At 74.3% G+C, this 23,091-nt stretch carries 18 protein-coding genes; 3 read left to right on the forward strand and 15 right to left on the reverse strand.

The annotated features are described in order from the left end of the window. Positions 1-63: 63 nt before the first annotated feature. The 7 genes from ACIPSC_RS00715 to ACIPSC_RS00745 form a co-directional block, all read right to left on the reverse strand. Entirely contained in the window at positions 64-762 is a 699-nt protein-coding gene (locus ACIPSC_RS00715; protein ID WP_400821983.1) for a DUF4191 domain-containing protein, read from the reverse strand. Positions 763-858: 96 nt separating this feature from the next. Further along, positions 859-1,044 (reverse strand): hypothetical protein, encoded by a 186-nt coding sequence (locus ACIPSC_RS00720; protein WP_238740517.1) that lies wholly within the window; start codon positions 1,042-1,044, stop codon positions 859-861. Between the two features lie 181 nt (positions 1,045-1,225). Beyond that, the gene (gene lipA, locus ACIPSC_RS00725; protein WP_400821985.1) at positions 1,226-2,179 is read right to left on the reverse strand and encodes a lipoyl synthase; all 954 of its coding nucleotides are present in this window, start codon (positions 2,177-2,179) and stop codon (positions 1,226-1,228) included. A 154-nt stretch (positions 2,180-2,333) separates the two neighbouring features. After that, positions 2,334-3,131 carry a lipoyl(octanoyl) transferase LipB gene (gene lipB, locus ACIPSC_RS00730; RefSeq protein WP_400821986.1) on the reverse strand — a complete coding sequence of 266 codons (798 nt, stop codon included), beginning with the start codon at positions 3,129-3,131 and terminating at the stop codon, positions 2,334-2,336. A 93-nt stretch (positions 3,132-3,224) separates the two neighbouring features. After that, entirely contained in the window at positions 3,225-5,177 is a 1,953-nt protein-coding gene (locus tag ACIPSC_RS00735) for a helix-turn-helix domain-containing protein (protein ID WP_400821987.1), read from the reverse strand. Positions 5,178-5,304: 127 nt separating this feature from the next. After that, positions 5,305-6,693 (reverse strand): MFS transporter, encoded by a 1,389-nt coding sequence (locus ACIPSC_RS00740; protein WP_400821988.1) that lies wholly within the window; start codon positions 6,691-6,693, stop codon positions 5,305-5,307. A 33-nt stretch (positions 6,694-6,726) separates the two neighbouring features. Further along, the gene (locus ACIPSC_RS00745; protein ID WP_400821990.1) at positions 6,727-7,488 is read right to left on the reverse strand and encodes a 3-hydroxybutyrate dehydrogenase; all 762 of its coding nucleotides are present in this window, start codon (positions 7,486-7,488) and stop codon (positions 6,727-6,729) included. A 309-nt stretch (positions 7,489-7,797) separates the two neighbouring features. On the opposite strand from ACIPSC_RS00745, the gene ACIPSC_RS00750 reads away from it, so the two are divergent. After that, positions 7,798-9,687: a regulator gene (locus ACIPSC_RS00750; protein ID WP_400821992.1), complete on the forward strand. Its 1,890-nt coding sequence runs from the start codon at positions 7,798-7,800 to the stop codon at positions 9,685-9,687. Between the two features lie 103 nt (positions 9,688-9,790). On the opposite strand, the gene ACIPSC_RS00755 is transcribed toward ACIPSC_RS00750, so the two are convergent. From ACIPSC_RS00755 to ACIPSC_RS00765, 3 genes are all read right to left on the reverse strand, one after another. Next, positions 9,791-11,020 carry a cation:proton antiporter gene (locus tag ACIPSC_RS00755; RefSeq protein ID WP_400821994.1) on the reverse strand — a complete coding sequence of 410 codons (1,230 nt, stop codon included), beginning with the start codon at positions 11,018-11,020 and terminating at the stop codon, positions 9,791-9,793. Positions 11,021-11,229: 209 nt separating this feature from the next. Continuing rightward, the gene (locus ACIPSC_RS00760) at positions 11,230-12,558 is read right to left on the reverse strand and encodes an FAD-dependent oxidoreductase (protein WP_400821995.1); all 1,329 of its coding nucleotides are present in this window, start codon (positions 12,556-12,558) and stop codon (positions 11,230-11,232) included. Positions 12,559-13,141: 583 nt separating this feature from the next. After that, positions 13,142-14,047 carry a TIGR01777 family oxidoreductase gene (locus tag ACIPSC_RS00765; RefSeq protein WP_400821997.1) on the reverse strand — a complete coding sequence of 302 codons (906 nt, stop codon included), beginning with the start codon at positions 14,045-14,047 and terminating at the stop codon, positions 13,142-13,144. A gap of 119 nt (positions 14,048-14,166) precedes the next feature. Between ACIPSC_RS00765 and ACIPSC_RS00770 the strand changes: the two genes are divergently transcribed. Together ACIPSC_RS00770 and ACIPSC_RS00775 are read left to right on the forward strand one after the other, a co-directional pair. After that, on the forward strand, positions 14,167-14,673 hold the full coding sequence (locus ACIPSC_RS00770; protein ID WP_400821998.1) for a GNAT family N-acetyltransferase: 507 nt from the start codon (positions 14,167-14,169) through the stop codon (positions 14,671-14,673). A 262-nt stretch (positions 14,674-14,935) separates the two neighbouring features. Further along, the gene (locus ACIPSC_RS00775; protein ID WP_400821999.1) at positions 14,936-15,970 is read left to right on the forward strand and encodes a DUF2510 domain-containing protein; all 1,035 of its coding nucleotides are present in this window, start codon (positions 14,936-14,938) and stop codon (positions 15,968-15,970) included. Positions 15,971-16,054: 84 nt separating this feature from the next. On the opposite strand, the gene ACIPSC_RS00780 is transcribed toward ACIPSC_RS00775, so the two are convergent. From ACIPSC_RS00780 to ACIPSC_RS00800, 5 genes are all read right to left on the reverse strand, one after another. Beyond that, the gene (locus tag ACIPSC_RS00780; RefSeq protein WP_400822001.1) at positions 16,055-16,570 is read right to left on the reverse strand and encodes a DUF4240 domain-containing protein; all 516 of its coding nucleotides are present in this window, start codon (positions 16,568-16,570) and stop codon (positions 16,055-16,057) included. Positions 16,571-16,735: 165 nt separating this feature from the next. Next, positions 16,736-18,544 (reverse strand): 2-oxoglutarate dehydrogenase, E2 component, dihydrolipoamide succinyltransferase, encoded by a 1,809-nt coding sequence (gene sucB / locus ACIPSC_RS00785; protein ID WP_400822003.1) that lies wholly within the window; start codon positions 18,542-18,544, stop codon positions 16,736-16,738. Between the two features lie 57 nt (positions 18,545-18,601). After that, the gene (lpdA, locus tag ACIPSC_RS00790; protein WP_238740491.1) at positions 18,602-19,990 is read right to left on the reverse strand and encodes a dihydrolipoyl dehydrogenase; all 1,389 of its coding nucleotides are present in this window, start codon (positions 19,988-19,990) and stop codon (positions 18,602-18,604) included. Between the two features lie 421 nt (positions 19,991-20,411). After that, positions 20,412-21,917 (reverse strand): leucyl aminopeptidase, encoded by a 1,506-nt coding sequence (locus ACIPSC_RS00795; RefSeq protein ID WP_400822004.1) that lies wholly within the window; start codon positions 21,915-21,917, stop codon positions 20,412-20,414. A 306-nt stretch (positions 21,918-22,223) separates the two neighbouring features. Continuing rightward, a complete protein-coding gene (locus tag ACIPSC_RS00800) occupies positions 22,224-23,021 on the reverse strand; it encodes an adenosylcobinamide-GDP ribazoletransferase (protein WP_400822005.1) in 798 nt (265 codons plus the stop codon). Positions 23,022-23,091: the final 70 nt, after the last annotated feature.

The raw sequence follows: 23,091 nt of genomic DNA on the forward strand, positions 1-23,091 counted from the left end.
ACCGAACGGCCCCGCCGCGGAGGTTCCGCGGCGGGGCCGTCTCGTCTCGATGGGGAGGGTGGATCAGCGGGTCTGGCCGCCCTTGGGCATCCGGGCGCCCTTGGGCATCGGGCCCTTGGGGATCGGCGCCTTGGAGAGCAGGTCGCCCAGCGCACGCAGCCGGTCGTTGGTCTCGGTGACCTGGGCCGGGGTGATCGCGCGCGGCAGCCGCATCAGGTGGATCTGCAGCTTCTTCAGCGGGACCTCGTCCTCGCCGTTGCCCACGACGATGTCGTAGACCGGGACGTCGCCGACGACCCGGGACATCTTCTTCTTCTCGGAGGCCAGCAGCTGGCGCACCCGGTTCGGGTTGCCCTCACCGATCAGCGCGATGCCGGCCCGGCCCACGGCGCGGTAGACCGCGTCCTGGTTGCGGGTCACCGCGACCGGGGTGGAGCTGGCGCTCCAGCCGCGGCGGATGTTGTTCAGCACCGCCGCTACGGCCCCCGGCTGGCCCTCCATCTGCCCGAACGCGGCGCGCTCGGCCCGGCGCCCGAAGACGATCGCCATGGCCAGGAAGGCCACGATGAAGCCCAGGATGCCCAGGTAGACAGGGTGGTCGATTGCGAAGCCGATGGCGAGGAACACGCCGAAGGTCAGCAGGCCGACGCCGGCGATGATCAGGCCGATCTTGGTGTCGACCTTCTTGGTCATGGTGTACGCCAGGCGGATCTGCTTCAGTCGCCCGGGGTTCTCGGATGTTTCCCTCGCCATAACGCTCATGGTACGTGCCGTGGGTACGGGATATCCAAGCCCGGGTACCCGTTCGCCCAGAACGTGACCCTGGTGAACCCGTGCGGTCGCGCAGCGGTACCGGTCTCAGCGCCGCGCGGCCTCCGCGGCCGGTCCGACGGGCAGCGCGTCGCGCTCCCGGGCCGCCGCGTACCGGCGGTTCTCGCAGACCGCGGCCCAGGCGTTGCGCCGCGCCTGGCGCTGGCCGCCCGCCAGCAGAACGCTCTCGGCCAGCCGCAACGCGGTGCCCACCGACCGGATGCCGACCTGCATGTCGAACAGCTCCCCTCGTGGTGGAAATGGTTCGAACGCCCCCATCGTCACCACCCCGTGTTACCAGGCCGTGACCTTCCAGTCAAAGCCCGATGAACCGGAAGGGGCGGAGCCGTGGCTCCGCCCCTTCGGATGGCGCAATCCGGCCGGTGCGAACGGGCCCGGCCGGCCCCTGCGGCCGTCAGACCGCGGTCTGCGCCCGGTGGTCCAGCGCCTGCCGGTACAGCCGCCCGGCGCGGTACGAGGAGCGCACCAGCGGGCCGGACATGACCCCGGCGAAGCCGAGCTCCTCGGCCTCCTGCTGCAGCTCGACGAACTCCTGCGGCTTCACCCAGCGCTCCACGGGGTGGTGGCGCAGCGACGGGCGCAGGTACTGGGTGATGGTGATCAGCTCGCAGCCGGCCCCGACCAGGTCGGCCAGCGCCTGGCTGACCTCCTCGCGGGTCTCGCCCATGCCCAGGATCAGGTTGGACTTGGTGACCAGCCCGGCCGCGCGGGCCTGGGTGATGACGTCCAGCGAGCGCTCGTAGCGGAACGCGGGCCGGATCCGCTTGAAGATCCGCGGGACGGTCTCGACGTTGTGCGCCAGCACCTCGGGGCGGGAGGAGAAGACCTCGGCCAGCTGCTCCGGCACCGCGTTGAAGTCGGGGATGAGCAGCTCGACGCCGGTGCGGCCGGCGGCGCGCTCGGCCGTCATCGCGTGGACCTGGCGCACCGTCTCGGCGTACAGCCAGGCGCCGCCGTCCTCCAGGTCGTCGCGGGCGACACCGGTGATGGTGGCGTAGTTGAGGTCCATGGTCACGATGGACTCGGCGACGCGGCGGGGCTCGTCCCGGTCGAACTCGGCGGGCTTGCCGGTGTCGATCTGGCAGAAGTCGCAGCGGCGGGTGCACTGGTCACCGCCGATGAGGAAGGTGGCCTCGCGGTCCTCCCAGCACTCGAAGATGTTCGGGCAGCCGGCCTCCTGGCAGACCGTGTGCAGCCCTTCCTTCTTCACCAGCGACTGGAGGGCGTTGTACTCCGGGCCCATCTTCGCGCGGGTCTTGATCCACTCGGGCTTCCGCTCGATGGGGGTCTCGCTGTTGCGGACCTCCAGGCGGAGAAGCTTCCTGCCGTCGGGCGCGACAGCGGACACGTGCGACTCCTAGAACTAGACGGGGTACCCCCAGGGTACGCCTGTGCTTGTACGGCCTTCGCCGGGCCTGCGGCCCGCAATCGCAGGGCAACAGTGCTACCGGCGGGTAGATTCCCCGGGCCCGGTCGGGGACCGGGCCCGGAGCCCCGGGGGCTCAGCGGCCGGACGCCGGCTCCGGCAGCTCGGCGAAGACGTCCGCCAGGTGCTTCTCGACCGCGGTCAGCGCCTCGCCGACCGGGAAGTCCCGGCCCAGTTCGCCGGCGAGCGAGGCCACGCCGGCGTCCCGGATGCCGCAGGGCACGATCCGGTCGAACCAGGTCATGTCGGGGTCGCAGTTGAGCGCGAAGCCGTGCATGGTCACCCCGCGCGAGACCCGCACGCCGATCGCGGCGAGCTTGCGGTCGTCGCCGCGCTGCCCGGCGTTGGAGGGAGCGTACTCGGGGCCGGCCAGCCGCGGGTCGATGCCCAGCGGCAGGCCCATCCGCAGGGTGAGCTTGCCGATGTCGACGACCTGCGACGGGTCCACCACCGCGTCCGGGATGGTCTCGCCCAGCACCCAGACGCCGCTGCGGCCCTCGACCCGGGTGGTCTCCACGCCGAACTCGCCGCAGGCCCGGATCAGCGCCTCCTCCAGCCGCCGCACGTACGCCACGACGTCCATCGGCTCGGGCAACTTCACGATCGGGTAGCCGACCAGCTGGCCGGGGCCGTGCCAGGTGATCTCGCCGCCCCGGTTGACCTCGACCACCGGCGTGCCGTCCAGCGGGAGGTCGGCCGGGTTGGTGCGCCGGCCCATGGTGTAGACGGGCGGGTGCTCCAGCAGAAGCACTGTGTCGGGGATCTCGTCGGCGACCCGGAGGGCGTGCAGCCGCTGCTGCTCCTCCCAGGCCTCCTGGTACGGGACCGCGCTCTCGCCCATGCCCATGCGCACGAACCGTATGTCCTTGCTCATGCGCCCACCTCGTTGCGCTCCGTGGTCACTGCTGCTCCTTGCCAGGCGTTCGAGACCAACCTCGCCACTGTACGCCCCGGCCGGTGGCGCCGTTCAGGCGCCCGAGAGCAGCTGCAGCCGGAGCGCGAGCTGGAGTTCCAGCGAGCGCTCGGGGTGGTTCCAGTCCCGTCCGAGCAGCACCTCGACCCGGTCCAGCCGCTGCACCACGGTGTTCACGTGGACGTGCAGCTCGTCCTTGGCCCGGGTCAGGCTGCCGCCGCAGTCGAAGTAGGCGCGCAGGGTGCGGACCAGCTCGGTGCCGCGCCGGGCGTCGTAGTCCAGCAGCGGGCCGAGCGTCGCGCCGACGAAGCCGTCCACGTCGTGGCCGTCGCCGAGCAGCACGCCGAGGAACCCGAGCGCCCGGGCCGAGGCGCCCTCGCCGGACCGGCCCAGCACCCGCAGCGCCCGGACGCAGCGCAGGCCCTCGGCGTGGGCGGCGGCCAGTGCCACCGGGCCGGCGGCCGGGCGGCCGGCGCCCACGGTGACCGGGAACCCGGCGAGCCGGGCGAGCCGCTCGGCGGCCCGCTCGGCCGCCAGCCGGGCGGTGTCCGCGGCGTCCGGTCCATCGGGCCCGCGGGCACCGGGCGGGGCGCCGTCGGCCGGGACGAGCAGGACGACGGTCTCGCCGTGCTCGGCGCCGATCCCGCGCGAGCCGAACAGGTACCGCTCGGCGGCGCCGGCCAGCCGGCTGCGGTCGGTGGCGGCGGTGCCGGGCGCGCCGGCCGGCTCGGCGACCAGCACCACGTGCGGGCGGCCGAGGTCGACGCCGAGCCGGCGGCCGCGCGCCGTCAGCCCGGCCGGGTCGCGGTCGGGGGCGGTGAGCAGGTCGGCGAGCAGCTCGCCGCGGACCCTGTTCTCGGCCTCGGCCACCGAGCGGCGCAGCAGCAGGAGCAGCGCGGTCACCACGCTCGCCCGCTCGAACAGCCGCCGGTCGGCGTCGTCGAGGTCCGGGCGGCCGCGTAGCACCAGGGTGCCGAGCGGCTCCTGGCCGGCCAGCACCGCGCAGACCCAGGCCTCGCCGTGCCGGACCGAGCGGCCCTCGGTCCGGGACGCGGCGACCGCCTCGGCCAGCCCCTCGGCGGTCGCCGCCCGGCCGGCCAGCGGCTCGCCCCCGGTGTCCAGTACGGCTATCTCGCCGCCCAGCAGGGCGGCCACCGCGGCGGCCACGTCCGGCACCTCGGCCCCGCGCAGCACCAGGTCGGTGAGCCGGTCGTGGCCCTGCTCGGCGCGCTGGACGGCCGCCGAGTGGGCCCGGATCAGCTCGTTGGCGGAGTTCAGCTCGGCCAGCGCGGCCCGGGTGTCGGCCAGCGACTTGGCGGTGTCCAGGGCGATCGCGGCGTGCGCGGCCAGCGTGCAGAGCAGCGCGACCTCGTCGGGGGAGAAGGCCCGCGGTGAGCGGTCGGCGGCGAACAGGACCCCGATCACCTGCCCGCCGAGCAGAAGCGGGACCCCGATGATCGCCACCAGGCCCTCGTCCAGGACGCCCGCGTCGATGGTGCCGGTGTGGTGGAACCGCTCGTCGGTCCGGTAGTCCGGGGTCGCGTACGGGCGGGCGGTCTGCGCGACCAGGCCGCCGAGGCCGTCGCCGAGGCTGAGCCGCAGGTTCTGGAAGAGCACGGAGACCGAACCGTCCGTCACCCGCATGTAGGTGTCGCCGGCGGCCTCGTCCGGGAGGGTCAGGTAGGCGGTGTCGGTGCCGAGCAGCATCCGGGCCCGGCGGACGATCGCCTGCAGCACGGTGTCGAGCTCCCGGGAGGCGGCGAGGTCCCCGGCGGTGTCGAAGAGGGCGGTCAGCTCGGCCTCGCGGCGCCGGTGCTGACGCAGCGTCCGGTGCACCCGAAGGGCCTGCCAGGTGGCGTCGTCGATCTCGCTCAGCACCGCGGCCGGGGCCCCCCGGCGCCGGGCGTCGGCCAGCACGTCGGCGAAGTCCTCGGTGGCGGCGCCGGAGGCGAGCAGGTCGAGCAGTCGGCGCAGCGCCGGTGCCGGGCCGGCGTGGGGATCGGTCATGGGGCGGGCCGCCAATCGCAGTGAGCGGGAAGCGCGATGGTACGCCAGGGGTACGACGGGCCGGCGCTCGCGAGGGAGGCGAGCGCCGGCGCCGGGTGAGCGTCGGGCAGGGGCCGACGAGGGGTCGTCAGGCCGTGGCGGGCTTCGCGACCGCGGCCGCCTGCTCGGTGGGCTCCGGCCCGGTCCCGACGTCCGCGAGGTCCCGGCCGCGGGTCTCCCGGGCGCAGAGCACGGCCCCCACGGTGACCAGGGCGGCGATCGCCACGTACACCGCTATCGGCGTCGAGCTGCCGTAGTCCTTCAGCAGCGCGGTGGCGATCAGCGGCGCGGGCGCGCCGGCGGCGACCGAGGCGAACTGGGCACCCATCGAGGCGCCCGAGTAGCGCATCCGGGTGGCGAACAGCTCGGAGAAGAACGCCGCCTGCGGTGCGTACATCGCGCTGTGGAAGACCAGCCCGATCGTCACCGCCAGCACCAGCCCGCCGAACGACTTGGTGTCCACCAGCCCGAAGAAGACGAAGGCCCAGATTCCGACGCCCACCGCACCGACCAGGTACACCGGCTTGCGCCCGACCCGGTCGGAGAGCGCCCCGAAGACCGGGATCAGCGCGAACTGGACCGCCGAGGCGATCAGCACCGCGTTCAGTGCGGTCTGCTTGGGCAGGTGAACGTGCGTCACCGCGTAGGCCAGGACGAACGTGGTCATCACGTAGTACGAGATGTTCTCCGCCATCCGGGCGCCCATCGCCACCAGCACCTCGCGCCAGTGGTGCCGGAGCACCGCGACCAGCGGCGGCTGCTCGGCCTCCGCCTGCGCGCCCTTGCGCGCCTCGGCCCGCGCCAGCGCCTCCTTGAACAGCGGCGACTCGTCCACCGCCAGCCGGATCCACATCCCGACGCCGACCAGCACCGCGGAGAGCAGGAACGGCACCCGCCAGCCCCAGGCGAGGAAGGTCGCGTCCGACTGGACCGTGGTCAGCAGCGACAGCACCCCGGCCGCCAGCAGGTTCCCCGCCGGCGCGCCGCCCTGCGGCCAGGAGGCCCAGAACCCGCGCCGCCGCTGGTCCCCGTGCTCCGACACCAGCAGCACCGCGCCGCCCCACTCGCCGCCGAGCGCGAAGCCCTGCACCAGCCGCAGGGCCGTCAGCAGGACCGGCGCGGCCGCCCCGATCGAGTCGTACGTGGGCAGGCAGCCGATCAGCGTGGTCGAGCCGCCCATCAGCAGCAGGCTCACCACCAGCAGCTTCTTCCGCCCGATCCGGTCCCCGAAGTGGCCGAAGACCAGCGCGCCCAGCGGGCGGGCGGCGAACCCGATCGCATAGGTGAGGAAGGAGAGCAGCGTCCCGGTCAGCGGATCGCTGGTGGGGAAGAACAGCTTGTTGAAGACGAGCGCGGCTGCTGTTCCGTAGAGAAAGTAGTCGTACCACTCGATGGTGGTCCCGATCAGGCTGGCGGCCACCACTCTCGGGAGTGAGCGGCCCGCTGCCGGGGCGGATGCGGGTGCGGAGGCGGTCATGGTTCCTCTTCCTCGTTCCTTCTGTCGCGTCGCTCAGTGCGCGGTCCAGCCGCCGTCGATGGCGAGGCTGGCGCCGGTGATGTAGGAGGCGTGGGTCGAGCAGAGCCAGACGGCGAGCCCGGCCACCTCGGCCGGCTCGATCAGGCGCTTCACGGCGGTGCGGTCGAGCATGATCTGCTCCACCACCTCGTCCTCGCGGATGCCGTGGGCCAGGGCCTGGCCGGCGATCTGCTTCTCCACCAGCGGGGTGCGGACGTACCCCGGGTTGATGCAGTTGCTGGTGACGCCGTGGGGCGCGCCCTCCAGGGCGACCGTCTTGCTCAGCCCCTCCAGGGCGTGCTTGGCGGTCACGTAGGCCGACTTGAACGCGCTGGCGCGCAGGCCGTGGACGGAGGAGATGTTGACGACCCGTCCCCAGCCCTGCCCGTACATGTGCGGGAGGGTCCGGCGCAGGATCCGGAACGGGGCCTCGACCATCACCCGCTGGAGCAGGGTGAACCGGTCGATCGGGAACTCGTGCACGGGCGCGACGTGCTGGAGGCCGGCGTTGTTGACCACGATGTCGGCGTCGTCCGGCAGGGCCTCCACCGCCTCCGGGTCGGAGAGGTCCGCGACGAGCGCGGTGCCGCCGATCCGCTCGGCGAGCTCGCGGGCCGGGCCTTCCGCGAGGTCGACGACGTAGACCCGGGCGCCGGCCTCGGCGAAGGCCTCGGCGCAGGCCCGGCCGATGCCCGAGGCGGCGCCGGTGACCAGGGCCGTGCGGCCGTCCAGCGGGCGGGCTGAAGTGGTGTCCATGGCCGAGAACGGTAGGAATCCGAAGGCCCGGCTCCTATGGAGTGGTCCGCTACAGCACCCGGGTGGACTGTGGTGGTCATCGCTATGACGGCCGAACGTCGGTTCCCCCGTCCTGAGCCAAACCCATCCTGTCCTGGCTTCCCCACAATGGGCGCCGATGCTTCACCCGTTCGGAGGATTGCTCGGTCAGAACCACCCATAGCGCCCGAATGCTCGCTACATTCACGCCGATTCCCGACAGGGGGCGTCGCCACAGGCAGCCGAAGTGCTGGTGGAGCCGGTGCGTCGTCCGAGAGGTGTTGACTGACTATGCCCCAACTGCCTGCAACCGACAGCCCGGCGTACGGACCGCTCGACCCGCTCGACCAGCACCGAGGTCCGGTCGACCGGGCCCTTCCGGACGCCCCCGACGCCCCGACCGCCGACGAGTTGCGAGTGCCCGCCCGGGCCACGTCCGTCACGTCCGACCGGCACCAGGGCGCGGTGGCCGCCCCGGACGGGCCCGGTACGGCCGTGGCCGCCCCGCCCGTGCCGGCGTCCGGCCACAGCGGCCCGTCGCCGCAGAACGGCCAGCTCGCCGCGCTCATCGAGGAGGCCGGCTTCTCGCACGCCGGCCTGGCCCGCCGGGTCGACCAGCTCGGCCTGGAACACGGGCTGGACCTGCGCTACGACAAGACCTCGGTGACGCGCTGGCTCCGCGGCCAGCAGCCGCGCGGGGCCACCCCGGCGCTGATCGCAGAGGTCTTCACCCGCCGGCTCGGCCGCCGCCTCACCGCCCAGGACCTCGGCCTGGACGCCTGTGCCCCGGTCTACGCCGGCCTGGAGTTCGCCGAGACGCCGCAGGAGGCGGTGGACATCGTGGCGAGCATGTGGCGCAAGGACAACGGCCCGCAGTCCGAGCTGCGCCGGATCGCCTTCACCCCGGCCGGGCTGGTCGTCCCCAGCCGGGACTGGCTGATCGGGCGGACCGACGAGCGGGTCGCCCGCGACGGCTCCACCCTGCCCCGGCCCGACGCGGCCGGTCCACCGCCCACGGGCACGGCCGCGGCCGGATCACCCGCGGCCGGTGCGCCGGGCGCCTCCGCCGCGCCCCCGGCCCGCACCCCGGCAGCCGGCCCGGCCGGTGCAGCCGCCGCGCGGGCCGCCGCCGGAGCCGCCACCGGGTCGGCAGTCGGTGCCGCCGCTGCCGGTGCGGGGACGGCGCTCGGCCGGGTCCCGACCCAGAGCCGGCGTCCGCCGGTCGCCGTCGAGCCGCCGTACACCGACCCGGCCCGGGAGCCGCGCCCGGCGCTGCGGGTCGGCCGGGGCGACATCGCCGCGATCCGCGCGGTCGGGGACCTCTTCCGCGCGCTGGACCACGCCTACGGCGGCGGCCACGCCCGCCAGGCACTGGTCCGCTACCTGGAGAGCGAGGCCGAGCCGATGCTGCGCGGCCGCTACGGCGAGCAGATCGGCCGGGCGCTGTTCGGCGCGGTCGCCGACCTCACCAGACTCGCCGGCTGGACGTCCTTCGACATCGCCGCCCACGGCCTGGCCCAGCGCTACTTCGTCCAGGCGCTGCGACTCTCCCAGGCGGCGGGGGACCGCGCGCTCGGCGGGTACGTCCTGGTGACGATGAGCCAGCAGGCGGTGCACCTCGGCCACGGCCGGGAGGCCGTCCAGCTGGCCCGGGTCGCCCAGCAGGGGGTGGGCACCGCCGTGCCGCCCACCGTCCAGGCGCTGCTGCACGCCGCCGAGGCGCGCGGCCACGGCCTGCTCGGCGACGTCCGGGCCTGCACCACCGCGCTGGTGCGGGCCGAGCGGTCGCTGGCCGCGGCCCGATCCGGGGACGAACTCCCCTCCTGGGCCCGGTACTTCGACGAGGCCCAGCTCTCCGACGAGTTCGCCCACTGCTACCGGGACCTCCAGCAGTGGCGCACCTCGGCCCAGCACGCCGAGAAGTCGCTGCGGCTGCGCTCGCCCGCCTACGCCCGCAGCCGGATCTTCTGCCGGCTGGTGCTGGCCACCGCCCGGCTCGGCATGGGCGACCTCGACGAGGCCTGCTCGATGGCCACCGACGCGCTGCGGGCGGCGGGGGAGATGCGCTCGGCCCGCTCGCTGGAGTACGTACGGGACTTCCACCGCCGCCTCACCCCCTACCGCGGCAGCCCGGTGGCCCGTGCCTTCGAGGAGACGGCTCGCCAGTCGGGGGTGATCTGACGGCATCGTCGGCGTCGGCGTCGGCGTCGGCGGCCGGGTGCGGGTGCGGGTGCGGGTGCGGGGTGCGGCGTCGGCGCTCCGCACCGGCCCGCGCCCGCCTGCCCTACCAGCTCTCGGCGTTCACCCGCGGCCGGTCGCCACCGGCGGCCGGCGGGCGGACGTCCCCGCGCAACCGCTGCGCCAGCAGCGGGAAGGCGAGCACCGAGAGCATGCCCGCGCCGACCAGCGCGGCCGCGGAGGAGGAGGACAGGTGCCCGGCGTCCACCTCGATGGTGGTGATCACCACGACCAGCGGCAGTGCGGTCGAGGCGTACAGACCGAGCGCGGCCCGGTCCCGCCGGCCGAGCCCGACCGGGGAGGACAGCGCGGCCGGCACCCCGCGGATCACCACGAAGAGCACCAGGAAGAGCGGGACCAGCAACAGCGTGCCCGGGTCGTCCAGCAGCGCCTCCAGGTCGAAGTTCATACCGCTGACCACGAAGAACACCGGGACGAGGAAGCCGAAGCCGATCGCCTCCAGCTTGGCCTCGATCACCTCCTCGGTGGCCTCCGGCACGTCGGCCAGCAGCAGGTGCGAGACGATGCCGGCGGTGAACGCGCCGAGCAGCATGTCCAGGTCCAGCCAGATCGCGGCGGCCACCATCGTCGCGAGCACCAGGATCACCGAACGGACGGCGAACTGGCCGGAGGTGCGCAGGGTGCGGCGGATCAGCCGGGTCACCCAGCCCGGGCGGGGCCGCCGGGCGTAGAACACCGCGACCGTGGTGAAGACGGCGAAGATCCCCAGGATGACCGCGGACCGGCCCGGGGTGTTGCCGCTGAGCAGTACCGCGATCGCGACGATCGGCGCGAACTCGCCGACCGCGCCGGTCGCCATCACCAGCGAGCCGAACGGGGTGGGCAGCTCCCCGGCGTCGCGCAGGATCGGCATGATCGTCCCGAGCGCGGTGGTGGTGAGCACCAGTCCGGCGAAGGCGCCGTTCAGCGGGTCGGGGTTGACCAGCGCGCCCGCGACGAGCGCGACCACCAGGGTCACCAGCCACGCGGAGCCCGCCCGTTTGAGCGGGCCGCCGCGCAGCTTGGCGAAGTCGATCTCGTACCCGGCCAGGAACATCAGCATGGCCAGGCCGAACTGGGAGAGCGCGGTGACCGCGGGGTCGATGCGCACCCAGTCCAGGACGTCCGGGCCGATCAGGGTGCCGAGCACGATCTCGAAGACCACCGTGGGGACGGCGACCCAGCGCAGCAGCCGGTCGGCGAGCAGCGGGGCGGCGACGGCGGCGGCCGGGATCAGGACCAGCGTGAGCGGATCGGGCCGGAAGCCGGCGCTCACCGGGCGACCGGTCCGGGGTCCGGAGCAACCGTCCGAATAGCGGCCATATCGGCATACTGGCACGTGCCCGGCTGCCACCCCGGCAGCCGGGCGGCGTGTTCCCGACCGCCGCCCGGCACGCCTTGAGGCACCCCGGGCACCCCGGGCCGACCCCGGGCCGCTCGGGCCGACCCGGGTCACGCCGTGCCGGCCCGCCGCCCCGAGGGGCGTCAGGCCGCCGCGGCCTCCCGGGCCCCGACCGGCAGTCCGAGGTCGCGGACCACGGCCTCCGCCGCCCGGCGGCCCGACACCAGCGCCCCCTGCGCGCTGCTGGTGTCCCGGTGGTCCCCGCAGACGTAGAGCCCGGCCAGCAGCCGCACCGGACGCCGGTTGTTGTGCGGCGGCGGCATCGCCGGTACCGCGTCCGGGACGTGCCGCACGCTCAGGAACTGCCAGCCCGTGGTCGGCGTGCCGTACAGCTCCGCCAGCCGCCCGCGCACCGCCGGTTCGAGTGCGGCGGGCCCGCCGGCGTCGAAGGAGCGCCGGCCGAGCACCGTGGTGGCGATCAGCGCCTGTCCGGCGGGGGCGTACGAGGGGTGCAGCTCGGTGAGCACCACCGAGTGCGAGACCAGCGGCGGTTGCCCGCCCGGCCGGTCGCCGTCCAGCAGCAGGACGGGCTCGCCGATCGGCGTCCGGTCGGCCGTGTGGTAGTAGGTCGTGACGGGGTGGAAGTCCGGCACCCGCAGGCCCGGCAGCAGCTCGGCGGCGGAGCGTGCACCGGTCGCCACCACGACGGCCTGGGCGCCGATCCGCCCGTGCCCGGCGGTCTCCACGCCGTCGGCGGCGATCGCGGTGACCTCCACCCCGGTCCGCACGGTGGCGGCGGGGAGCGCGGCGGCCAGCTGGGCCGGCACGGCCGCGATCCCGCCGGCGGGCAGACAGAGCCGGCCGCGCGCGTAGCTGCGCAGCACCAGGTCGGCGATCCGGCTGCTGGTGCCGAGAGCCGGGTCGCTGAGCAGGGTGGCGAGCAGCGGGCGCAGGAAGCCGTCGACCGCGCGCGGTGCCGGGCCGCGTTCGGCCAGGGCGCGGGCGGTGGTGGTCTCCGGCCGGCTCTGCAGCCGCCCCGCCGGGGTGGTGGCCAGCCTGCCGAGCCAGCCGCCCAGCCGGGCCCGGTCCAGCGGACTGCCCAGCGGCGCCCGGGTGGTGGCCTGGCGGGCTGCGGTCAGCTGGGGGTCGCCGGCGCGGTACCGGCGGCCGCCGCTGTGCACGAGTACGCCGGGCGCGAGCGGGCGCAGTTCGAGGCGGTCGAGGTCGAGGACCCGCCGCAGCTCGGGGTACGCGGTGTTGAGCAGCTGGCTGCCGTGGTCGAGCCGGAAGCCGTCCAGCTCACGGGTGGCCATCCGGCCGCCGACCCGGTCCGTGGCCTCCAGGACCTGGACGCTCAGGCCGTGGCCGGTGAGGACGCGGGCGGCGGCCAGGCCCGCGAGTCCGGCGCCCACCACGACGACGTCCGGGTCGGACTGTCGGCGGGCGCGGCGAATGAAGTCGTACGTGGGCACTGGCGTGCTCCCTCCCTGGGTTCCCGGGGCTCCGGCCGACGCGGGCAGCGGGGTGCCGGGCACGGTCCGACCATGTGATGCCCAGTCAGTACGAGCGTCAGACAAGCGCATCGGGCCGGATCCGGGCTCCGGGAAGGGTTGAGCGGCACGGTGCGGGGGCGCGGTCACGGACTGTGCGCCCAATCGGCCGCGTTCGGGGGTCGGCGGGCGCGCACGGTCACCGGGGGCGTGCGACGCGCCCACCGTGTGCTCCCGTGCGCCCCCTCCCAGGGACCCGCCCGACCCCGCTCGGCATATGCCCCTGGCCAGCGCAGATGCCGTAGCGGGCGTACGCGGGCCCGTACCGGCCGGCGCGGACACCCGCGTGGACGCGCGACGGCCGGGGCGTACACCCCGTGGCCGTCTTGACGTACGCCGCTGCGCGTACCGGCGGTGCGCGTACCGGCGGTGCGCGTACCGGCTGCGCGCGTGCCGGCCCGGCGCGTCGGCACGCGCACCGGGACCCGCCGCCGCCCGCTCCGCCGGCCGTAGGGCGTGTCTGACAATTCGCGTCGCACGCCCGGCGGGAATTGTCAGACACGCCCTACAGCGCTGCCCGCACCGCCGAGTCGACGTCCGGGTGCTGGAACCGGAAGCCGGCCTCCAGCAGTCGCCGCGGCACCACCCGGTGGCTGCCGATCACCTCGACGGCCAGCTCGCCGAGCACCGCCTTGAGCACCGGAGTCGGCACCGGGAACGGCGTCGGCCGGTTCAGCGCCCGCCCGAGGGCCGTCGTCAGCTCGGCGTTGGTCACCGGCTCCGGCGCGGAGAGGTTGAAGGCGCCGCTGAGGTCCTCCCGGTCGATCAGGAACCGCAGCGCCGCGACCTCGTCGGCCAGCGAGATGAAGCTCCAGTACTGCCGGCCGTCGCCGAGCCGCCCGCCGAGGCCGAGCTTGAACAGCGGGAAGAGCCGCCCGCCGGCCCCGCCCGCGGCGGAGAGCACCAGCCCGGTGCGCGGGTGGACCACCCGGATCCCGGCCCGCTCGGCGGGCCGGGCGGCGGCCTCCCACTCGACGCAGACCTCGGCCAGGAAGTCGTCCCCGGCGGGGGAGTCCTCGTCGATCACCGCGTCCCCGGTCTGTCCGTAGCGGCCCACCGCCGAGGCGCTGACCAGGACCTTCGGCGGCTCCTTCAGCTCGGCCAGGGCGACGGCCAGCGTCTCGGTGCCGAGCACCCGGCTCTCCCGGATCTCGCGCTTGTAGGAGTCCGACCACCGGTGGTCGCCGACCCCGGCCCCGGCCAGGTGCACCGCCGCGTCGACGCCGGCCAGGCCGTCCCGGTCGACCTGGCCGAGCAGGGGGTTCCAGCCGATCGCCGTGGTCCCGTCCGGCTGCGGGCCGGTCCTGGACCGGTGCCGGACCAGCCGGACCACCTCGTGGCCGTCCGCCAGCAGTGAGCCGACGAGTGCCGAGCCGATCAATCCCGTGGAGCCTGTGACCGCGATTCGCATGGGGCCATCCTCGCAGCCGGGAGCCGTCCTGCCGGTGAGCCCGGGGTCGCGCCCCGACCGACGGGCCGGCCCGGGCGGTGGCCGAAATTCCGTGTCCGGCCGGCGCGGTGCTGATTAGCATGGCGCGCATGCACGCCGAAGATCTGATCATCCGCCCCGCGCAGGCCGAGGACGAGAAGGAGCTCTCCGAGCTCAACCGTGCCGCCTGGTCCTGGCTGAGCGACGTCTCGCCACAGCCCGCCGAGGACGACAGCGTGTTCGACGAGCGCCACACCCCGGACCAGTTCCTGATCGCCCGGCTCGACGGTCGGCTGGTCGGCTACATCCGCGTGGTCCGGCCCACGCCGCTGGCCAGCAACCAGCACGTGCGGCAGATCCAGGGCCTCGCGGTCGGTGCCGAGGCCCGCGGCCGGGGGATCGGCCGGGCGCTGATCGAGGCCGGCTGCGCGGCGGCCGAGGCGGACGGCGCCCGCCGGATCACCCTGCGGGTGCTGGGCCACAACGCCCCGGCCCGCCGCCTCTACGAGTCCTGCGGCTTCGTCGTCGAGGGTTCGCTCGCCGAGGAGTTCCTGATCGACGGCGTGTACGTGGACGACATCTGGATGGCCCGCTCGCTGACGGCCTGAGCCGAGCTCCGACCCGTCCCGAGCACATCCCGGCCCGAGCGCACCCCGGCCCGCGCACCCCGGCCCGCGCACCCCACCCGGCCCGCGCACCCCGCAGCCCGGCTCGTGCACGACCCGAACCCCGCTCGCGCACTGCCCGCGCACCCTGCGCGCACCGTCCTGACACGGCACTGACAATCCGTCAGATTCCGTGTGCGGGTGGTGCAGAGTCGTGACAAACCCAACCTGTCTGGAGTAGCGCCGCGCCGGGTACCGTACGGCCGTGAGCAACTCGACGCCTCCCGGGTGGTACCCGGTACCGGGAACGGACGGCACGGCCGGCCATGAGCGCTGGTGGGACGGCAGCGCCTGGACCAGCGACGTCCGCCCCGTCCAGGCGGGCGGCGGCCAGATTGCCGACGCCCCGACGCAGGTCTCCTGGCAGTCCGCGAAGCCGCCGGCCGCGCCGCCCTCCTACGGCTACGGCGCCCCGCAGCAGGGCACGCCCGGCTATGGGTACCCCGCGCAGACCCAGCCCTCCTACGGCTACCCGCAGGGCTCCTACCCGCCGCCCCCGCAGCCCGGCCGGATGAAGGCCGGCGCGGTGGTCGGAATCGTGCTCGGCGTGCTGGCCGTGGTCGGCGTGGTGGCCGCGATCGCCCTGAACAGCGGCGGCGACCCCAAGGCCGACCCGGCGCCGAATCCGACGGTCACCGTGACGACCAACCCGAGCCCGACCGCGACCGCGAGCCCGAGCCCGACCCGGAAGCCCACCCCCACCCCCACGCCCACGCCCAGCCTGCCGCCGGTCCCGGTACTCAAGGAGACCGCGACCGACAGCCAGCACTCCATCACGGTGCCGGTCTACCAGGGCTGGGACGCCTCGACCGACACCACGCACTCGACGGTCTTCCTGGGCAGCGGGCGCTACAGCTGCCCGGGCGGCGGCTCCTGCATCCGCGGCCAGTTCTCGATCGAGAAGGACACCATCTCGGGCACCTCCGCCCGGGCGGCCGCCGAGGCGGCGATGCCCGTCTACGCGTCGGCGATCTTCAACAACGTCACCTCGCACACCGACGCCGGCTCCTCCAACACCACGGTGGCGGGTGTCTCGGGGTACGCGGTCCGCTGGCACATCACCACCTCGGACGGCACCAAGGGGTACATCCTGCTGGTGGCCGTCCCGGCGAAGGGCGGCGGCTACGTGGCCTTCGAGGGCGGCGTGGACGACGACCCGAGCGCGCCCGACCCCTCCGTGCTCGACCAGATCCTCAAGGGCATCAAGCAGGACGGCAGCGCCTCCGGCTCCGGCGCCTGAGCCGGTCCGCCCTCCCGGTCGGCCCTCCCTGCCGGCGCGGAAGCAGGCCTGTCGGCCGGGCCGCCGGCCTGCTTCCGCCCGCAGTCAGTCCCCGTAGCGCTCCCAGAGCTTGGGGAACCGTTTCGCCATGGCGTCCGGGTCGTCGAAGTCCAGCGCCGGGCCGGCCGGCCGAGCGGACTGCCGCCCACCCACCTCGGGCAGCGGCAGCCCGGTCAGCTGCTCGTACGCCTCGTCGGCGGCGTAGCCGAGGTCCTCGGCCTCGCCGTCCTCCTCCTCGTCGAACTCGGGGAGCAGGTCGGCCAGGTCGTCCGGCTCGTGCAGCCCGCCCTCGAACACGTCCCGGCCCTGGCCGATCAGCCAGCAGCGGAAGTAGTCGAAGCTGTCGTCGGAGGCGCCGTCCAGCAGCAGGTAGGCCGCGCCCCACAGGTCGGTCCGGTAGGCGCGCTGGAACCGGGCCTCGAAGAGCCGGGCGAAGTCGATGACGTCGTCCGGGGTCAGTTGGACGAGCCGCTCCACCAGGCGGTCGGCCTGTTCGTCCGGGTCGCCCTCGGCGTCCTCCCGGGTGTCGTCGATGATCTGCCAGAAGTCGGTCTCGTCCATCACCGCTCCAGCATCCCCGTTCACCCGCGCCCGCGCATGCGATGGGGCCGCGAACCGCCCGTTCTACCGATCACCCGGGCCCGCCCGGCCACCGACCCGGCCCCGGACGCGCGGAACCCCGCGCCGTCCGGGGACGACGCGGGGTTCCGGTACCTCCGGGGAGCCTTACAGGCCGAGCTCGACCTCGAACTCGCCGGCCTCCAGGATCTCCTTGACGGCCACCAGGTAGCGGGCGGCGTCGGCGCCGTCCACCAGGCGGTGGTCGTAGGAGAGCGACAGGTAGGTCATGTCGCGGATGCCGATGGCGGTGCCGCCCTCGGCCTCGATGACGACCGGGCGCTTGACGGTCGCGCCGATGCCCAGGATGGCGGCCTGGTTCGGCGGCACGATGACCGTGTCGAACAGCGCGCCGCGCGAGCCGGTGTTGCTGATGGTGAAGGTCGCACCGGACAGCTCGTCCGGGCTGATCTTGCTCTCGCGGACCTTGGAGGCCAGCTCGGCGGTCTTCTTGGAGATGCCGGCGATGTTGAGGTCGCCCGCACCCTTGATGACCGGGGTCATCAGACCCTTCTCGGAGTCCACCGCGATACCGATGTTCTCGGTGTCGAAGTAGGTGATGGTGCCCTCGGACTCGTTGATCCGGGCGTTGATGCCCGCGTGGCTCTTCAGCGCCTGGGCGGCGGCCTTGACGAAGAACGGCATCGGGGACAGCTTCACGCCCTCGCGGGCGTGGAAGGAGTCCTTGGCCTTGGCGCGCAGCGACATGATCTTGGTGACGTCGACCTCGACCACGCTGGTGAGCTGCGCCTGCTCGTGCAGGGCCTTCATCATGTTGTCGCCGATGACCTTGCGCATGCGGGTCATCTTGACCGTCTGGCCGCGCAGGGCGGACGGCGCGGCGGCAGCCTTCGGCGCGGCGGCCGGGGCGGCGGCGACCGGAGCCGGGGCCGGGGCGGCCTTGGCGGCCTCGGCGGCGGCCAGGACGTCCTGCTTGCGGATGCGGCCGCCGACACCGGTGCCGGTGACGGAGGCGAGGGCGACGCCCTGCTCGGCGGCGAGCTTGCGCACCAGCGGCGTGACGTAGGCGTCACCGGCGTCGGCCACCGGGGCGGCCGGGGCGACGGCGGCCGGGGCGGCGACGGGGGCCGGAGCGGCAACCGGAGCCGGAGCCGGAGCGGCGACCGGGGCCGGGGCGGCCGGGGCGGCCGGGGCCGGAGCGGCCACCGGGGCGGCCGGGGCGACGGGAGCCGGGGCGGCGACGGGGGCCGGAGCGGCAACCGGAGCCGGGGCCGGGGCGGCCGGAGCCGGAGCGGCAGCCGGGGCCGGAGCGGCGGCGACGGCACCCGCGGCACCGATCAGCGCCAGCTGGGCGCCGACCTCGGCGGTCTCGTCCTCGCCGACCAGGATCTTCACCAGGGTGCCGGCGACCGGCGACGGGATCTCGGTGTCGACCTTGTCGGTGGAGACCTCCAGCAGCGGCTCGTCGACCTCGACGGTGTCGCCCTCGGCCTTCAGCCAGCGGGTGACGGTGCCCTCGGTGACCGACTCGCCCAGCGCCGGCAGCAGCACCGGGGTGGCGTCGGCGGCCGGAGCGGCGGCAGCGGCGGGCGCGGCCGGAGCCTCGGCGACCGGGGCCGGAGCGGCCGGAGCCTCGGCGACCGGAGCGGCGGCCGGGGCCGGGGCGGCGGCGGGCGCGGCCTCGGCGGCCGGGGCCGGGGCGGCCACCGGGGCGCCGGAGCCGTCGTCGATGATCGCCAGCTCGGCGCCGACCTCGACGGTCTCGTCCTCGCCGACCTTGATCGAGGCCAGGATGCCCGAGGCCGGGGCCGGGATCTCGGTGTCGACCTTGTCGGTGGAGACCTCGAGCAGCGGCTCGTCGACCTCCACCCGCTCACCCTCGGCCTTCAGCCAGCGGGTGACCGTGCCCTCGGAAACGCTCTCGCCCAGCGCGGGCAGTGTTACTGAGACCGCCATGGTTTCAGCGACTCCTATCAAGTCTTGCGTACTGGAATGGGGAAATTGGGGGCGTGATCAGTCGTGCGCGTGCAGCGGCTTGCCGGCCAGCGCCAGGTGCGCCTCGCCCAGGGCCTCGGACTGGGTCGGGTGGGCGTGGATCAGCTGCGCGACCTCGGCCGGCAGGGCCTCCCAGTTGTAGATCAGCTGAGCCTCGCCGACCTGCTCGCCCATGCGGGCGCCGACCATGTGGACGCCGACCACGGCGCCGTCCTTGACCTGGACGAGCTTGATCTCGCCGGCGGTCTTCAGGATCTTGCTCTTGCCGTTGCCGGCCAGGTTGTACTTGAGGGTGACGACCTTCTCCTTGCCGTACAGCTCGACGGCCTTGGCCTCCGAGATGCCGACCGAGGCGACCTCGGGGTTGGAGTAGGTCACGCGCGGGACGCCGTCGTAGTCGATCGGCACGGGCTTCAGGCCGGCCAGGCGCTCGGCGACCAGGATGCCCTCGGCGAAGCCGACGTGGGCGAGCTGCAGGGTCGGGGCGAGGTCGCCGACCGCGGAGATGGTGGGCACGTTGGTGCGCATGTACTCGTCGACGAGGACGTAGCCGCGGTCCATCGCGACGCCGTTCTCCTCGTAGCCGAGGCCGGCCGAGACCGGGCCGCGGCCGATGGCGACGAGCAGCAGGTCGGCGTCGATCTGCTTGCCGTTCTCGGTGGAGACGCGGACACCGGTCTCGGTGTACTCGACGCCGGAGAAGCGGGCCTTCAGCTCGAACTTGATGCCGCGCTTGCGGAAGGCGCGCTCCAGCAGCTTGGAGGAGTTCTCGTCCTCCAGCGGGACCAGGTGCGGCAGCGCCTCGACGATGGTGACCTCGACGCCGAAGGACTTCCAGACGGAGGCGAACTCGACGCCGATCACGCCGCCGCCGAGGATGACGGCCGACTTCGGGATGCGGTCGAGCTTGAGGGCGTGGTCGGAGGAGATCACGCGGTCGCCGTCGATGGTCAGGCCGGGCAGCGACTTCGGGACGGAGCCGGTGGCGAGGACGATGTGGCGGCCCTCGATGCGCTGGCCGTTGACGTCCACCGAGGTCTGCGAGGAGAGCTTGCCCTCGCCCTGGATGAAGGTCACCTTGCGGGAGGCCACCAGGCCCTGCAGGCCCTTGTACAGGCCGGCGATGACGTCGTCCTTGTACTTGTGGACGCCGTTGATGTCGATGCCCTGGAAGGTGGCCAGCACGCCGAACTCGGCGGCCTCCTTCGTCTCGTCGGCGATCTCGGCCGCGTGCAGCAGCGCCTTGGTCGGGATGCAGCCGCGGTGCAGGCAGGTGCCGCCCAGCTCACCCTTCTCGACCAGGGCAACGCTCAGACCCAGCTGAGCGGCGCGGAGCGCCGCGGCGTAACCGCCGCTTCCGCCTCCGAGAATGACTACGTCGAAAACGGTGCTGGCGTCGTTCGCCACGTCACGTCCTCCATGCAATGGGGTGGGTCGCCGGGCCGGTCGCGGTCCGGTGGGTCGGAAGCCTTTGTGGGGCGCCCAGTCGTGCCGGAAATACATCTTCGCACTTGTTCGCGGCGGCTGATGTCCGGGTCCACCCCAGGGGTGTCCCACAGGGTGGTCACCGGGGTGGCCGGGGCCCCGGTGGAAGGGCATCGTCGCAGCTCAAGGCAGGGTTGACAGCGGCGGAGGCCGGGCTCCGGAGGCCCCGGCGCCCGCCCGGTTCCGCAGTGTGGAACAAAGTTTCGCCCGCAGCGAACAGGGGTGCGGGCTGCGCGTTCGTTGCCTACTCGCAGGTAACAGAGCTACCGGCGGGTAGGCGGTGCGGAAAGCCGGACGGGGTCCGGCGCGCGAGCGCCGGACCCCGTCGGGTGCAGACTGCGGATCAGGCCTTGTCGCCCGCCGCGGTCCGCTCCGCGAAGCGGACCAGGGTGCGCACCGCGCTCGCGGTGCCGCCCTTGGGGGTGTAGCCGAACGGCGCGCTCTCGTGGAAGGCCGGGCCGGCGATGTCCAGGTGGGCCCAGTCGATGCCCTCGGCCACGAACTCCTTCAGGAACAGGCCGGCCACCAGGCCACCGCCCATCCGGTCGCCCATGTTGGCCAGGTCGGCGATGGTCGACTCGGTCATGCCCTTGCGCAGCTCGGCCGGCAGCGGCATCGGCCAGGACTGCTCGCCGACCTCGCCCGCGAGGGTGTGCAGGGTCTCGCGCAGCTCGTCGTTGTTGGCCATCACACCGAAGGTGCGGTTGCCGAGCGCCAGCACCATCGCGCCGGTCAGGGTCGCCACGTCGACGATGACGTCCGGGTTCTCCTCGCCGGCCCGCACGATGGCGTCGGCCAGCACCAGGCGGCCCTCGGCGTCGGTGTTCAGCACCTCGACGGTCTTGCCGCCGTACATCTTCAGCACGTCGCCCGGACGGGTGGCCGAGCCGGACGGCATGTTCTCCGCCAGGGCGAGCCAGCCGGTGACGTTGACGGCCAGGCCGAGCCGCTTGGCGGCGACCACGGCGGCGAAGACGGCGGCGGCGCCGGCCATGTCGCACTTCATGGTCTCGTTGTGGCCGGCCGGCTTCAGCGAGATACCGCCCGAGTCGTAGGTGATGCCCTTGCCGATGAAGGCCAGGGTGGCCTTGGCCTTCGGGTGGGTGTAGGCCACCTTCACCAGCCGCGGCGGGTTCACCGAGCCGTTGCCGACGCCCAGCAGGCCGCCGAAGCCGCCCTTGACCAGGGCCTTCTCGTCCAGCACCTCGACCTTGAGGCCGTGCTCCTTACCGGCCGCCTGGGCGATCGCGGCGAAGCCCTTGGGGTTCAGGTCGTTCGGGGCGGTGTTGACCAGGTCACGGGCGCGGTTCATCTCCTCGCCGACGGCCGCGGCGCGCTCGACGGCGGCCTTGGCGTCCTTGCTGCCCTTGCGGGCGGCGAGCAGGACGAGCTCGCCCACCGGCTCCTTGCCGTTGCCGTTGCCCTTGTAGGCGCCGAAGGCGTACGAGCCGAGCAGGCCGCCCAGCGCGACCGCCTCGATCTCCTCGGCCGACTCGGCCGGCAGGACCAGCGCGGCCTTCTTGCTGCCGGCCAGGGTGCGGGCGGCGACACCGGCGGCGCGGCGCAGCGCCTCCAGCCCGTAGCCGTCCTCGGCGGCCTCGCCGAGGCCGACCGCGAGCACGAGCGCGGCCTTGAGGCCGGCGGCGGAGGGAACCTTGACGGTCTCGCCCTCGGCGCCGGTGGCGCCCAGGGTGGTGAGGACCTCGGCCAGCTTGCCCTCGAACGCCTCGTTCACGGCCTCGGCGCCGGGAGCCAGCACAATGCCCTTGGGGCCCTTCGCGACACCGATCACCAGGGCGTCCGCGCGCAGCGAGGCGGCGGCGGAGGTGCTCACAGACAATGCAGTCACGTAATGCGTCCTGTTCTTTCGCGGTCCACGACCGGTCGCGGCGTGGCTGCCGCACCGGCGCAGCCGGTTGCCGCGGCGGGCCTCCCGCCGGCACGTGCCGGGCCCGGGGCCCCTGGCGCGGGCGCCCGCCGGTCGCGGCGGCCGCACACACCGGAGACCCCGGCTCCTCGACGGGGCCGGGCGGGCAGGGCCTGCGACGCTGCAGGGCTGCGGTGCTCACCGCATGGTAGTCCGCATGGTGGGATCACGCGCCGCCGGTCTCCGAGCTGGTGCCGCGGGCTTCCCGGCCTTGTGGCCGACGGGGGTTCAGCCCAGCAGGGCGAGCGTCACGAGCGAGCCGGTCGCGGCGGTCTCCGCCATCGCCCCGAGCACGTCCCCGGTGATCCCGTCGAACCGCCGGACGCAGCGCCGCAGCAGCAGCCAGGAGCAGCCGACCCCGACCCCGACGGCCAGTGGCAGCCGCAGGGCTGACCACCCGTCGGCCGCGCCGAGGGCGGCCAGGAGCAGTGCCGTGCCCGCCGTCGAGGCGGTGGCCGCGGCCGGGGTGACGGTGCCCGCCACCATCGCCCCCAGACCGCCCGGCCGGGCGGCCGGCACCGAACGCAGGCAGCCCCAGCCCAGGGCACAGCGGGCGGCCGCGGCCGCGGTCAGGACGGCGAGCGCGCCGCGGGCCGGGGAGACGTCGAACTGCCCGGTCAGCGCGGCGACCTGGGCCAGCAGCACCAGGACCAGCGTCAGTACGCCGAACGGGCCGATGTCGGACTGCTTCATGATGCGCAGCGCGTCCTCGGCGGGTTTGCCGCTGCCCAGGCCGTCGGCCACGTCGGCCAGCCCGTCCAGGTGCAGCCCCCGGGTCAGCGCCGCCAGGGCGGCGACGGCGGCCACCGCGCCGAGCGGGGCGCCCGCGCGCCAGCCGAACAGCGCGCCCGCGCCGGCCGCGATCGCGCCGAGCACCAGCCCGACCACCGGGGCGGAGACCATCGCGCGCCCGGCCGCCGGGCGGTCCCACCGCTCGACCCGGACCCGCAGCACCGACAGCGTGCCGAACCCGAACCGCAGCCCGTCCGCCCACGACGCCGGCGCGGCCGGCGGCTCGTCCCGCATGCCCCACCGCTCCTTCGTCCCGATCGCCGCCCGCCCCGGCCCGGCCGGGGTCATGCCCGGAGGCCTCCGG

Origin of the sequence: Kitasatospora sp. NPDC090091 (assembly GCF_044747365.1) — a bacterium.
GTDB lineage: Bacteria > Actinomycetota > Actinomycetes > Streptomycetales > Streptomycetaceae > Kitasatospora.